This window comes from Psychrobacter aquimaris, assembly GCF_016107525.1.
Classification (GTDB): Bacteria; Pseudomonadota; Gammaproteobacteria; order Pseudomonadales; family Moraxellaceae; genus Psychrobacter; species Psychrobacter aquimaris.
The window spans coordinates 152,158-167,315 of sequence record NZ_JABASR010000002.1 but is presented as its reverse complement, the minus strand read 5'-3'; the positions used below and the strand labels follow the sequence as shown (position 1 = coordinate 167,315).

Genomic DNA, 15,158 nt, shown 5'->3' with positions numbered 1-15,158 from the left:
AAATCAAAAGGACTGCTTGTTTGCAGTCCTTTTTGTTATGCTGGTTTTTAAAATCATTATTTACCTCACATTTAACATCTAGCGATAGCGGTATTTGCATAAATTAGGATCAGACATTTATGAGCATACAAACCATTGAAAACACACAGCAACTAGATGAACACATCAAGGCTCTGATAGTTATCGAGCCAAGATTTTTGTCTATCTATGAACAAATTGGTATGCCCAGTTTACGGCATAATGTTGGTGGGTTTGAGCAGTTGATGCGAGCAATGGTCGGTCAACAGCTATCAGTAGCAGCGGCAAGCAGTATTTGGCAACGATTGCTTGATGCAGACTTAACTAACTCACAGGCAATAATTAAAGCAACAGATGAGGACTTACGAGCGCAAGGGTTATCTAAGCAAAAAACCCGCTATATTCGCTCATTAGTCGATCATGATATAGACTTTGCTGCGTTAGAAACTATGCCTGATGAAGAGGTGCTAAAAGTGCTGACGGCCGTTATCGGTATTGGCCGCTGGACGGCTGAGATGTATTTATTATTCTCTCTAAAACGTGCAGATGTGCTTGCGGTCGATGATCTAGCGATTAAAGTAGCGGCGATGCCATTATTAGACTTAACAGAACGCCCAACGCCGAAACAGTTAAAGAACCTAACACAAGATTGGTCGCCACATCGCAGCGCTGCCAGTTTGTTGCTATGGTCATACTACGGCTTATTACGTAATCAAACTGCTGTCCCTTTATAATGCCAAATACCCAAGTGATGATTCACCTTATCAAACTCGCTTAGTCTAGAATTTAGTATTTGTTTTCTTGGCTGCTCTAATTTTTGTGAATGGCAGAAGATAAACGCTTGATACTTACCTCAAGTGCTTATCTTATACATTTTTTAAACCATAATTTTACGGCTGGTTCCATATAGAAAAGCCAGATTTTCTTTTTGCGTACTTGAACTTGATTTTCTTTAACATACGGCTTTTATTTCTCAATGCCTTTAACGCATTGTCTTTTTTACTCTCTACTGATTTAGAGGTTCGCTGACTGCCTTTTTCATCTGTCTTGACGCTATCTTTACTCAAGTCCACGGCATGCTTATCATCGTTATTGTTATCCGTGTTGTCGCTAACATCGTCATCAGCATAGCCATCATTTGACAGATCTTCTGTCGTTTCAGCGACGTTATTTTCCTTGTTTTTATCTTCAATTTCGTTTTCTATATGATACTCAAGCTCAGTTTGATTGACGATAAGCTGCTGGGTTGGCAAGGCATGCTCGACATCATATTTCGCCACTTGGTTCAATAAATCAACAAATAAAACGTTCTGTTTATCATAGAACTCAGTCACGCCATTAGCGTTAACATAAGCCTGTAATTGAATGATATAGCAGTCTTGACGTAGCTCTAAAATATTGACCTGATTCCATTCTTGGTTGGTCAAATAATGCTCATCTATAAACTCATCCAAGTCTTTGACCATCTTAAAGACCACATCAATATCAGCAGTGCGTTTAATATATAACTGATGGAAGAAGCGAAACATATCGCGGGACGTAAAGTTTTCAATCTGCATCGATGAAAAATCACCATTTGGTACAGTCACGACCGTGCGCGTCAAGGTGCGCACACGCGATGAGCGAATACCAATATCAATGACTGTGCCTTCATAAGTGCCAAACTTACAATAATCACCAATACGTACGGGCGAATCCGCCACGACCACGACACTACCAACAAGGTTTTCGATGGTTTTTTGCGCACCCAGTGCTAATGCCAAACCACCCACACCCAAAGCGGCAATACCCGTGGTCAAATCAAAACCCAAATTACCGAAGATAACAATCACAGCAAAAATCAGCAGCAACGCTTTGACGACTTTGCGTAGCAGCCCCAAGATAGAGACCCGTTCAGTATAGTTTTTCTTATAGCTTAAATTTACCGCACGAGTGAATATGGCATCGATGACTCGTAGCAGCAACCAAGTTAATGCCAACCAAGAAGCAATATCAGTAAAGCGATTGACCGGTTCTCGCAGCGTCACTGACACGCCCGCATATACCATCACTTCTGACAATATCAGCGCCATAATGACCACAGCCAGCGGTAATACGACTTTATTGGGTAATGGCAATGGTACACCGCGCACGCGAGGATAGACGATTCTCAATAGATGGTACAACAGCCACACCAGAATGTAAGTGAACACAAAGCTGCCGATAATCATGGTTAACGCTGCAACCAAATCTGCCATTTGATAACCAAACAGCTTTTTACCTTCTAATGAATCAAAGGTATAGCGAGACACTAGCGTTGGCTCAGTATTTTCTATGACTTCTGGTACTGAGCTGAGCGTATCCGTAGAAAACTGCCAGTACTGCTCTCCCTGCTTAGACACCACTCTTTCAAGTATCAGTGGCACACTTTTTTCGCCTACATTAATCGCACCGACGTTTTCTTGGCTTGGTGGTAGTTGATCGGTTAGATTGCCCTCAGGCGTATTATTAATCTGCAAATCAGGCTGAAAACGCCCTCCCGCATCCAGTGCTTGCTTAAATTGACGGACTATTGTCGTAGGATTGTCAGACTTGGATAAGTTTAAATAATTACTCGCCAGCAGATAATCATTTTCACCTAGCGCACTAATGAAGCCCTGTACAGTATGCCGCGGTGTATCGCGTCCGAATGAATCTGGTATAGGCGTACTCGCCGATTCCTCACTAGTACTGCCGCCCATCCCCAGTGTGCTAGCTTCAACAGCAAACGCATTATTGGGCAATAACACACTCAAGAGCATCACAAACAAAAACAAGATTGCCATTAGTGGCATTTTGATCGTTGAGTGTATTGAAGACAACTCGGGGCTAGGAATCATAGGAATCAGGCGATACTTAATAGACAAAACAAACCTCTTAGCATTATGAGTGGTACAACGAAGAACAAATGAGCGCTTCACTATAATAGCAATTATTTATAACAGCAGTGCTTTTGATTACACGTTTTTATGGTCTTCTATGTGAGTTATCTGCTCTCGCCTTTCTCTATGACTTTTAATTTTTTTATAACCTTTAACGAAATTCCTTATGAATTTCTACTATGAATGAGAGTGATAATCGTTAAATGAATAAACCGCAATCTATCATGAAAACTACTCAGCTTACCGTGAATAAACATTAGGTTAAAGTGGTTTATAAAGCTGTTTATTTTGTAGATAATGAGCGCAGTTTTGCTTGTCTACTGTTTTTTGTAATTTTTAGCCATATTAACGTCAGTATGGTTACTTTTTATTTATGCATTTTTTAATATGATTACTTTGGAATTTACTATGTCTTTATCACGTTCATCTTCACTTACCTACCTTCGTTTAAGTATCTTAAGCGCATTGGGTTTACTTGCGGTTAACACTGCAATGGCAGTGACACCTGACGTTGCTATCATCAACGATAGCGAGCTACCACAAGTTGAGCTTGATGAAATCATCGTAACAGCAACCCGTACCCCCACTAAAACCAGTAATGTTATTGCACAAACTCGTGTGGTTGATAGTCAAGAGTTACAACGCTATCAGGGTCAAAGTGCCCTCGAAGTACTTAAGCATCAACCTGGAATAAGCTATTACACAAATGGTGGTCCTGGTACTACTTCAAACTTTTATATGCGCGGATATAATAACAAACAAATATTGGTACTCATTGATGGAGTCCGTTACAGCTCCCTGAGTGCAGGTGGTGCAACTCTTAGCTTGTTACCTGCTGATCAAATTGATCGTATAGAAATTCTATACGGCGCATCCGGATCAAGCATCTATGGCGCTGATGCTATGGGCGGCGTGATTCAAGTATTTACGAAAGGCACGAACGTTGACAGAACCAATTTTTCAGTGACGGTTGGTGCAGGGTCACATGACGAATATCTGTATGGTGCCAGTGCACAATTTGCAAACCAAACAGGTACAACCTTAAGCTTATCAGCGAGTCATAACGAAACGGACGGCTATAATGCGACACTACCACGTAACCTGCCTGCTCAAACAGATGACGATGGATTTAAAAGCGATAATTACAGCATATCATTTAACCAAAAAATTAATGATAATTTGAAGTTAGGAGTCAATGGTATTTATTCAAAATCAACTACTGATATTGACGCTTATGATGATTACAATACTAGCGCCCCTGCTCTAAAACATGCTTTCTCCGATCAAAATAATGGTGCTGCTAGTGCCTATCTCGAACACACTAACGACAATAGCAATACTAAATTAACTTACGGTTATAGCATTGATGAATCAATAACCTATGAGACTGATTTAAAAAATGGCAGCAAATACGATACTAATCAGCAACAGATAAACTTAGTAAGAGCTCAAGACCTACCGATTGGTAAAGCCATTATAGGAGCTGAATACTTAAATCAAGAGCTAGAATCAAATGTATATACTACCAACGACCGTAAAATTAAAAGCGGATTTTTAGGTTATTTAGTATCACATAATAATATCGATGCTCAAGCAAATGTACGATACGATGATTACTCGGACTTTGACAGCAAAACTACTTACAACTTAGGTGCAGCCTACCACCTTAACCCAGAATTTCGTGTAGGTGCTAACTACGCTAAAGGATATCGAGCGCCTACTTTTAATGACTTATATGGTCCAGCCAGCTGGGGTAGTAATCCAAACTTAAAGCCAGAGACTAGTGATAACTATGAGGCTTTTATCGAGTATATTAACCAAACTCAATCTACTCGTCTTACTGGATATAACAACAAGGTTGAAGAACTGATTGCTAGCGATGGTATCAATACTGTTGAATACCCTTATGGCAAAAACATCAATGTTGATAAAGCAAAAATTAAGGGCGTTACCCTAACCTCTGACTGGAACATGGATAACTATCTCTTTGGTTTAAGCTATGACTATCAAAAAGCAACGGATAATAGTGATTACACTGGTAAAGTCGATTACTTTGGCAATCCTATTAACTACAATGGTAATTATCTTTCTATCCGTCCCGAACATAAAGGTCTAGTGTATTTGGGCTATCGCTTGCCAAGCGTAGATATCCGCGCTGAGTATCAATACGTAGGCGATTATTATAGTGGTGTCGCCAATACAGATTCCCAATTGGTTGATTCTTACGGCTTATTGAATATTAGTGGCAACTATAAACTGACTGACAACCTATCTATGACGGCACGTTTAAACAATATTACCAATAAGAAATATGTGACTTTACCTGGCTATAACACCGATGGCACCAACTTCTTCACATCCCTGACCTATAACTGGTACTAAGTGTCTCTTAGCACTATTCAAACTCTCTGAACTAAAGTAAAAAAGGTCATCAATCGATGGCCTTTTTTATGGCTATATATTGCTGTTCGACATTTTACGAACCTAAGCCGTCAGCTATTTATGTTATCCAACAGGTGACAATCCACGGCTCATCTATTACAATAACGACCTCCGAGAGGTGTTGCGCCATAAATATTGATAGTCGTGTTTGTATTCAAATGCTCGCTATTCATTGTTTATGTTAGGCTCGGTTAACTGTTGAGTATCCATCGTTTTGGCCGCTCGCAGCGCAAATAACGACACCTGCGTTTTTATTCTTTTTATCATACCTTAACCACTGATAGGAGCATATTATGGACGCAGTGTCTAACACCCCATCTGCCCATACGATCGACCCCTCTTTCACTGACTATAAAGTCGCCGACATCAGTCTTGCTGACTACGGTCGCCGTGAAATCACCCTTGCTGAAACCGAAATGCCTGCCCTAATGGGTTTGCGTAGCCGCTACGAAGCCGATCAACCGCTTGAAGGCGCGAAAATCGCTGGCTGCATTCACATGACCATTCAGACTGCGGTTCTTATCGAGACGCTTGTCGCGCTAGGTGCTGAAGTACGTTGGACTTCATGTAATATTTTCTCAACTCAAGACCATGCTGCTGCTGCTATTGCTGCTGCTGGCATCTCTGTTTATGCTTGGAAAGGCGAAACGGAAGAAGAGTACGAGTGGTGCTTACGTCAACAAATCCACGTTGGTGGCGAAGCATCAGGTCAGCTTTGGGATGCTAACTTAATCTTAGATGACGGCGGTGATTTGACTGCTTTGATTCATAATGATTATGCAGAAATGCTTGATAGCATCCATGGTATCTCAGAAGAGACCACCACTGGTGTGCATCGTTTGGTTGAAATGCTAAATAAAGGGTCACTTAAAGTACCAGCCATCAACGTCAACGACGCAGTTACCAAATCTAAGAACGACAATAAATACGGCTGCCGTCACAGCTTAAACGATGCTATCAAACGTGCAACCGACATGTTCCTTGCAGGTCGCCGTGCTTTAGTGATCGGTTATGGTGACGTTGGTAAAGGCTCTACGCAGAGCTTACGTCAAGAAGGCATGATCGTACGTGTTTCAGAAGTTGACCCTATTTGTGCGATGCAAGCATGTATGGATGGCTTCGAAGTATTGTCACCTTACATTAATGGTGATAACACAGGCGGCGCAGAAAACATCAATACCCGTTTGCTTGAAGATACTGACATGATCGTTACCACCACTGGTAACTACCATGTTTGTGACAGACATATGCTAGCAGCCCTTAAGCCTGGTGCGGTTGTTTGTAACATCGGTCACTTTGACACCGAGATCGACACACAGTTTATGCGTGATAACTGGCGCTGGGTTGAGATTAAGCCACAAGTGCATCAAATCTTCCGCTCGGACGATGAAAACGATTACTTGATTTTGCTTGCTGAAGGTCGCTTAGTGAACCTTGGTAACGCCACTGGTCACCCATCACGCGTGATGGACGGCTCATTTGCTAACCAAGTATTGGCACAAATGTATCTGTTTGAAGAAAAATTTGCTGACTTGCCAGCCGACGCACGTACTGAAAATTTATACGTAAAAGTACTGCCTAAGAAGCTAGACGAAGAAGTCGCTGCTGCTATGGTTGCTGGCTTTAACGGTACGCTGACTAAGCTGACTGAAAAACAAGCAGAGTATTTGGGTGTGCCTGTCGAAGGTCCATTTAAGCCTGACGCTTATAAATACTAAAAGGAGCCAGACTGTGACTAAGCCTGCTTTCTCCTTTGAGTTTTTTCCAGCCAAAACCGAACTAGGTCATGAAAAGCTACTCAGCACTTACGATGAGCTGAATAAGCTATCACCTGCGTACTTTTCGGTGACCTACGGTGCAGGTGGCTCAACCCGCAACCGCACTTTAGACATCGTCCAAGCACTATGCGCACGCGGCGACACTGACATTGCACCGCATATATCTTGTATCGGTGATGATAAAGCAGAAATCGCTGAATTACTTGATCTTTACAAGGGCTTAGGTATCAAGCGCTTGGTCGCATTACGTGGCGATTTGCCTTCAGGTCAAGTTGGTATGGGTGAGCTGCCGTTTGCGGTAGATTTGGTTAAGTTTATCCGTGAATATTCAGGCGATCATTTCCATATCGAGGTCGCAGCGTATCCTGAAATGCATCCCCAAGCACGTAGCTTTGAGTTTGATATTGACAATTTGATCAATAAATACCAAGCGGGTGCTAATGCATCGATTACTCAGTTTTTCTATAACGCTGATAGTTACTTATATTTGCGTGATACCTTAGAGAAGCGTGGTATCGATACGGTTGCTCAGCCTTTGATCGCTGGTATCATGCCGATTACCAACTCAAGTAATTTGGTACGCTTTGCCGATAGCTGTGGCGCTGATATTCCGCGTTATGTGCGTAAGCGATTGTCTGACTTTGGCGATGACCGTAAAGCGATTCGCGAATTTGGTTTTGATGTGGTCTATCGTTTATGCGAGCGCTTGATTAGCGAGGGCGTACCTGCCATGCATTTTTATAGCATGAATAAGATTGAGCCAAACAAGCGCTTGGTTGAAGCACTGGGACTCTCCGCTTAAACCTTTCGTCGAATTTATGGTGTAAAGACTGGCGTTCTTAGGAGCGCCAGTTTTTTATTGCGCCTCCTATTTACTAAAACAAGTTTTTGCTATATTAAGAAAATTTAAACCATCAAGTTATGTAGCGTATGTTGAATATCCATGAATAGGGCTTAAAGCCACTATGAAGTCGTTATCTTTAATAACCTAATGACAAACCCTTTACCCACTCAAACGATATTCTGCTAAGATATTTGAAAATATTATTATTCAAACAATAGGACTAAGCGACTGTGCGACGTTTTTTTTATGACATCAGTAATGGCATTAGTGATGAAAGAGGCTTACTCCATCCTCAACTGAGTACTTTGCCTATCGGCGCCAACGTTGAATTAACAGAAAGCATCGCCCATCATTGGTGCCGTGTATTGCGTGCCAATATTGGCGATCAAGGCATTTTATTCGATGGCTTTGGCGGCGAATATCAGGTGCAGCTACAAACCATCAGCAAAAAGCACGCCACTGTGACTTTATTGGCTCATATCAATACAGATCGTAGCGCGTCTATGTTCACTAAAATCGGTCTGGTGATGAGCCGCGGCGAACGCATGGACTATGCGATTCAAAAATCCACCGAACTGGGTGTCACTGCCATTCAATTATTAAGCAGTCATCATGGCGAGGTGAATTTAAAACCTGCCCAAGTAGAGAAAAAACTGGCACATTGGCAGCAAGTTGCCATTGCCGCGTGTGAGCAATGCGGTCTGAATCGTCCACCGCTTATTATTGCGCCTGTGTCTATCAATGACTGGTTACAAGGGTCAGCGACACACTCTTTAGATTCACAAATGGACGTTAGCCCTCCTACTGTTAGTCCTATTGTCACAACCCTTAGCCAAGACCCTTATTATCAAATATTACAGCAACCAGCAGATTTGCGGATGCAACTGAGCGTGCCAGCTGCAGGACAACCAGCCATACCTAAGTCGCTACCAGAGGTCTTGAAACAGCAGTCTCCTTATATTAAGCTGTTAATAGGCCCTGAAGGTGGTCTGAGCGTTGATGAATGTCAGCAAGCAGCCAATGTTGGTTTTGAACCTTGGCAAATTGGCTCAAGAATCTTACGCACCGAGACTGCACCCGTGGTGGCGTTGGCAACCCTACAGGCTTTGAGCCATTGAGGGTAAAAATGCCATAGGTGTAATCCTAATTACTGTTCAATTTTGACGTAATGAGTCCAATTATGACTGCTTTCGCTCCTATTTCAATCGCAGACAAACAGCAACTGCTGGCCGATTTATGCGAGCAGCTTGATGATGCCATATTTATCTTGGATGCCAATTTACGCTATCTATCAGTCAATGCCAGCTATGAGATCATCATTGGCTATAGCGATGCATTTCTACTTGGAAGGCCACTTGGCATTTATGCAGCAGAGTTTTTATCAAATGAAGAAAGAGTTATTTTAGCAGATATCACTAACCGTCTAGACCGCAATGGTTTTTATGAAAATGACTTTTCGATGCCGAACCGCTATGGACAAATACTTGACTGTCACATGACTTATCGAAAAATTTGTGTCAATCATAAGACCTACTATGTTGGTATGTTGCGTGATATGTCTGCGGTCGTCAAAGACCAAAAACAGGTGGCTCATTTGCTCAATTATGATCAATTGACTGGGCTACCAAACCGTAAAGTGTTCTTGAGTCAGACCAGCGATTTATTGTTGGACAGCTATCAGGAAGTCGTGATTGTACGCTTCAATATTGACCGTTATCGTAACCTAGCAAGCTTGCTAGGCCCTGATGGCATCAACACTTTGGTAAAAAACTTTGTCACACGCGTGAAGAACCTTAAGCTCGATAATTTACATTGTTTTTCCCATTTTGGCGGCGATGATTTTGCGTTATTATTCGAATCTAATGACGCTAATATGGTACGTCATCAACTAGACAGCTTAATGCAAATGTGTGAACGCCCCTTTTCCTTAGATGAGAACACTGCGACAGACGCCAAGATTTATTGTCATGTTTCCGTCGGTGTCAGTTACTTTCCCACTAATGATGACGAACTGACAGGATTATTGACCAAGGCTGAAAAAGCGCTGCATTATGTTAAGCAGCAAGGCGGTGATGACATCTGCTGGTATGATACGGCTATTGATGAAGCCACTGCTGGTAGCTTGCAGTTAGAGGCGGAACTTAGAGCTGCCGCCACTGAAAATCAGTTTGTTCCTTATTATCAACCGAAATTTGAACTGGCTACTGGCATCATTATTGGTTTTGAAGCCCTAGTACGTTGGCAACACCCGACTCGCGGACTACTAAAGCCGATACATTTTATCAATGCCATTATCAATCATAAACTGTCGTTTGAGCTGTTCTCGCACATGGCGGTTCAAATTGCTAAGCAGTTATCTACTTGGCAACAGCAAGGATTTTGTCAGCACATCTGTATCAATGCAGATGCAGCCGAATTTAGCCACCCTGAATTTTCTGAGATGGTCAGCAGTTTACTGGTGCAATACCGTATTTCTGCGCAGCAGCTACATATTGAAGTCACCGAATCATCCTTAATTCAGCGTCATGCAAACGTCAAAAAACAGCTTACTTTGCTTAAAGAGCTTGGAATTTGTCTGGCTTTAGATGACTTTGGCACCGGTTATGCGTCTTTAAGTTACTTACAAGAATATCCGTTTGATTTTATTAAAATTGACAAAAGTTTTATATCCAACATCGACACCGATCGTACCCAACATGCCATTGTAAAAGCTATTTTAGACTTGGCAGTTGCACTCGATATGCAGGTGGTCGCCGAAGGAATCGAAACTGAACAACAGCGCGATGTGTTGTTGAAGATGGGCTGCCAACAGGGGCAAGGCTATTGGTTTGGCAAACCAGTGCCAGCAGATGCTGCGACCGACATGTTGATTCAGCAGTACGCCGCCAAATAAACCTCTTTTAATGGATGTTTATTTATCTATTATCATTATTACTTTCATATAGTTATTCGTACATTATCTTAGCGCCTAACGTCGATTGTATAACCGATGCAAGATAGGTTCATGACTTATCAGTGCTGTCACCAAACTTGTATAATCCTCTATGAAAGCCTATCTTTTATAGTGAATTTGTTAGGTCTTATAAATTTTTAAGCCGACTCTAACACTCACCATTTTTTAAATATCATATTTATGTAATCAATAATGTAGATGATCTGCTTGACGGCCTATCATTGATTTAGGTTCGCTAAATTAAAGTAGGCGATATCGGTATGCGACACCATCGTGCCCCACTTGCCTACTTCTTCGACTACCATTGATTGCATACTAAAAAGGACAGGAAGTTATGCAATACAAAGCGCCCTTACGTGACATTCAATTCGTGATGCATGAGTTACTTGATAGCGAAAGCCACTATAAAACCCTGCCAGCATTCCAAGAAGCTGACCGCGAGCTAATGGACAGCCTGTTTGAAATGGCTGCAAGCTTTGCTGAAAACGAGCTGTCACCCTTGAATCAAAGCGGTGACGCTGAAGGCTGCCAATTTAATAATGGTCAAGTCACCACGCCAAAAGGCTTTAAAGAAGCATACAAAGCGTATTGTGAGCTTGGCTTCCCAGCCTTATCTGCTGAAGAAGATTTTGGTGGTCAAAACATGCCGTTCTCATTATCGACAGTCATTAATGAAATGGTTGGTACGGCTAACTGGTCATTCTCGATGTACCCTGGTTTATCGCATGGTGCCATTCAAACCATCGAGCATCACGGTACGGACGAGCAAAAGCAAACCTACCTAGAAAAAATGGTCACAGGCGAATGGTCAGGCACTATGTGCTTAACTGAAGCACATGCGGGTTCTGATTTGGGCATCATCCGCACCAAAGCCGAGCCTAAAGAAGATGGTAGCTATAGCATTACTGGTCAAAAAATCTTCATCTCAGCTGGTGAGCATGACTTAACGGATAACATTATTCATATCGTCTTGGCTCGTCTGCCAGGCGCACCGGCTGGCACAAAAGGCATCTCACTGTTTATCGTTCCTAAGGTAACGGTCAATGAAGACGGTAGCCTAGGTGAAAACAATAACGTCGTTTGTGGCTCTATTGAACACAAAATGGGTATCAAAGCCTCAGCCACTTGCGTGATGAACTTTGATGGCGCAACCGGTTATCTAATTGGCCCTGAAAACCGTGGTCTACAGTGTATGTTTACCTTTATGAACGTGGCCCGTATCGGTACAGCAGTTCAAGGCTTAACAGCAGCAGAATATGCGTTTCAAGGCTCATTGACTTATGCCAAAGATCGTCTAGCGATGCGCTCGCTGGCAGGTGTTAAAGCCCCTGAAAAAGTAGCTGACCCTATCATTGTACATCCAGCCGTTCGTAATATGCTGTTGACCGAAAAAGCCTTTGCTGAAGGTGGTCGTGCTTTAGTTTATTACCTCGCACATTTTGCGGATACCGTTGCAAAAGGTGAAGGCAATGATCTTAAGTTTGCTGATCAAATGTTGTCACTATTGACCCCAATTGCTAAAGCCTTCCTAACTGAAACGGGTCTAGAAGCAGCAAATCATGGCGTACAGGTTTATGGTGGTCATGGCTTTATCAGCGAATGGGGCATGGAGCAGAACGTGCGCGATACGCGTATTGCTTGCTTATACGAAGGCACCACTGAAATTCAAGCACTCGATCTACTAGGTCGTAAAGTATTGGGTTCACAAGGTAAACTGCTTGCAAACTTTGTAAAAATCATCCAGACATTCTGTGAAGAAAACAAAGATAACGACGAGATGGGTCAATTTATTCGCCCACTTGCCAAACACCTTAAAGAATGGGGTGATTTGACTGCACGTATCGGCATGCAAGCCACTGAAAACCCAGATGCAGTTGGCGGCGCTGCTGTGGATTATATGTATTTCAGCGGTTATGTGACGCTAGCCTACTTATGGGCACGCATGGCGTTAGTGGCACAAACTGAACTTGCTAACGGTAGTAGCGAACAAGCCTTCTACGACGCGAAAGTAAAAACCGCGCAGTTCTATTTTGCTAAGCTATTGCCACGTACCACCACTCACGTACAGCGTATCAGCACTGGTGTTGAGCCATACATGAGCATGGACGTTGATCAGTTCGCTTTTTAATTAGACGTTGATCACTTCTAATACTGTCTTTTTATCGGCAACATACTCAGGTGTGTTGCCGATTTTCTTAGCGCCATTAAAATTAATAACGAATAGACTCAACACTTTCAAAAAATCCAATCTTATTTTTATAAAGGCTATCCTTTATCAATACTTTTGGTGTACGCACAATTCACGAAGAAAAACACCCGTGCGCAAGCTTATTTGCTAAACTTTGATTATTAACCACTAAAGTTAGACCAAAAGAACAATTCATATCTTTAACAACTTCAATTTTGTTTATTTAAACCAAAGGAATGTTTATGGCTGTTTATAATGCCCCTCTGAATGACATGCGCTTTATCTTAAATGATGTATTTAACGCGCCTAAATTTTGGCAAAACAACGAAAACTTAGCTCATGTCGATATGGAAACAGTCGATATGATTTTGGAAGAAATGGCAAAACTGTCAAAAAACATTCTTTTGCCAATCAACCGCAGCGGTGACGAAGAAGGCGCAACCTTTGAAGGTAATGGCGTCGTCACAACCCCTACTGGCTTTAAAGAAGCCTATAAGCAGTATGCTGAATCAGGCTGGGTTGGCCTCAGTGGTGATTCTGAATATGGTGGTCAAGGTTTCCCAAAGATGGTGACCATGCTGACTGAAGAGATGGTATTCACTGCCAACCAGTCATTTGCCCTCTACCCTAACCTAACCGTTGGCGCGACGCTTTGTCTAAATGCAGCCGCTTCTGAAGAACAAAAGCAAACGTATCTAGAAAAAATGTACAACGGCGAGTGGGCAGGCACCATGTGTTTGACAGAGCCACATGCGGGTACTGACTTGGGTATCATCAAGACCAAAGCCGTGCCTAACGATGATGGCAGCTATGACATTTCTGGTACCAAAATCTTCATTACTGGCGGTGAGCATGACTTAACCGAAAACATCATTCATTTGGTGTTAGCAAAAACCCCTAATGCGCCAGAAGGCTCAAAAGGTATTTCACTATTTGTCGTACCAAAATTTTTGGTCAATGCAGATGGAAGCTTGGGCGAGCGTAACACCCTAGCAGTCGGCTCTATCGAGCATAAAATGGGTATCAAAGCCTCAGCCACTTGTGTCATGAACTTCGACAATGCTAAAGGTTGGATGGTTGGTGCCGAAAATACCGGTCTGTCGTCAATGTTTATTATGATGAACTATGAGCGTGTGACCATGGGCTTACAAGGCCTTGGTGGTTCTGAGCTTGCTTACCAAAACGCAGCGCTATATGCCAATGATCGTGGTCAAGGTCGTAGCGATACCCAGCTGCAAAGTCCAGAAAAACCAGCTGATGCCATCATTCATCATGCCGATGTGCGCCGTATGCTATTGAATGCCAAAGCCAACACCGAAGCGTCACGTTGCTTTGCCATGTACGTTGCCAAAAACCTTGATGAAGAGAAGTTTAGTACCGATCCAGAAGCCGCTCAAGCTGCCGCCGCACGTGTTGCTCTACTGACGCCAGTGGCTAAAGCATTCTTGACCGACAAAGCACTAGAAGCTACTATTGATTGTCAGCAAGTATTTGGTGGTCACGGCTATATCCGCGAATGGGGTATGGAGCAAATCGTTCGTGATACCCGTATTGCCCAGATTTATGAAGGCACCAATGGTATTCAAGCACTTGACCTACTAGGTCGCAAAGTCGCTCGTAATAATGGTAAGTATGTCACGCATTTCTTGGGTGAAATTCGTGATTTTGTCAAAAATATGCAAGCGGATCATGGTATTAAGCAAGCCACACTAGATGCTGCCGATACAATTGAAGCGCTAACCACGACCGTGCTTAGCAATATTAGTGAACGTAAAAATGAGATAAATGGCTGTGCAGTGGACTATATGCATGCCTTTGGTTACCTAGCTTATTCATACATGTTTGCCCTGATGGTTGAAGCAGCTAACGGTAAAGAAGGTGATTTTTATACCAATAAAGCCAAGCTTGCCGATTATTTCGTCGGCCGTATTTTGCCACGCATTGATGCTCATGCGCAGATGGTTCAAGCAGGTAGTGATCCAATGATGAATTTTGATCTGAATTACTTTGACGTACCTGCTAGCTAATTTTTTAC

Annotated in this window: 9 protein-coding genes; 8 read left to right on the top strand and 1 reads right to left on the bottom strand. The window is 42.5% G+C overall.

Annotated elements, in window-relative coordinates; genetic code table 11:
* Positions 1-119 precede the first annotated feature (119 nt).
* Complete coding sequence (locus JFC10_RS02715) at positions 120-752, top strand: DNA-3-methyladenine glycosylase family protein (RefSeq protein WP_198331558.1); 633 nt, start codon at positions 120-122, stop codon at positions 750-752.
* Positions 753-908: 156 nt separating this feature from the next.
* Here JFC10_RS02715 and JFC10_RS02710 read toward each other — a convergent pair whose 3' ends face one another.
* Complete coding sequence (locus tag JFC10_RS02710; protein WP_227686009.1) at positions 909-2,903, bottom strand: mechanosensitive ion channel family protein; 1,995 nt, start codon at positions 2,901-2,903, stop codon at positions 909-911.
* Positions 2,904-3,326: 423 nt separating this feature from the next.
* Here JFC10_RS02710 and JFC10_RS02705 point away from each other — a divergent pair, with 423 nt between their 5' ends.
* From JFC10_RS02705 to JFC10_RS02675, 7 genes are all read left to right on the top strand, one after another.
* The gene (locus JFC10_RS02705) at positions 3,327-5,300 is read left to right on the top strand and encodes a TonB-dependent receptor plug domain-containing protein (protein WP_198331557.1); all 1,974 of its coding nucleotides are present in this window, start codon (positions 3,327-3,329) and stop codon (positions 5,298-5,300) included.
* Between the two features lie 353 nt (positions 5,301-5,653).
* On the top strand, positions 5,654-7,078 hold the full coding sequence (gene ahcY / locus JFC10_RS02700; RefSeq protein WP_198331556.1) for an adenosylhomocysteinase: 1,425 nt from the start codon (positions 5,654-5,656) through the stop codon (positions 7,076-7,078).
* A 13-nt stretch (positions 7,079-7,091) separates the two neighbouring features.
* Positions 7,092-7,940 (top strand): methylenetetrahydrofolate reductase, encoded by an 849-nt coding sequence (locus JFC10_RS02695; RefSeq protein ID WP_198331555.1) that lies wholly within the window; start codon positions 7,092-7,094, stop codon positions 7,938-7,940.
* Between the two features lie 272 nt (positions 7,941-8,212).
* Positions 8,213-9,100 (top strand): 16S rRNA (uracil(1498)-N(3))-methyltransferase, encoded by an 888-nt coding sequence (locus tag JFC10_RS02690; protein WP_198331554.1) that lies wholly within the window; start codon positions 8,213-8,215, stop codon positions 9,098-9,100.
* Between the two features lie 62 nt (positions 9,101-9,162).
* Positions 9,163-10,875, top strand: coding sequence for a putative bifunctional diguanylate cyclase/phosphodiesterase (locus JFC10_RS02685; protein WP_198331553.1), 1,713 nt, complete (start codon positions 9,163-9,165; stop codon positions 10,873-10,875).
* Positions 10,876-11,269: 394 nt separating this feature from the next.
* Positions 11,270-13,063: an acyl-CoA dehydrogenase C-terminal domain-containing protein gene (locus JFC10_RS02680; protein WP_198331552.1), complete on the top strand. Its 1,794-nt coding sequence runs from the start codon at positions 11,270-11,272 to the stop codon at positions 13,061-13,063.
* A 302-nt stretch (positions 13,064-13,365) separates the two neighbouring features.
* Positions 13,366-15,150: an acyl-CoA dehydrogenase C-terminal domain-containing protein gene (locus tag JFC10_RS02675; protein WP_198331551.1), complete on the top strand. Its 1,785-nt coding sequence runs from the start codon at positions 13,366-13,368 to the stop codon at positions 15,148-15,150.
* The last annotated feature ends 8 nt before the right edge of the window (positions 15,151-15,158 follow it).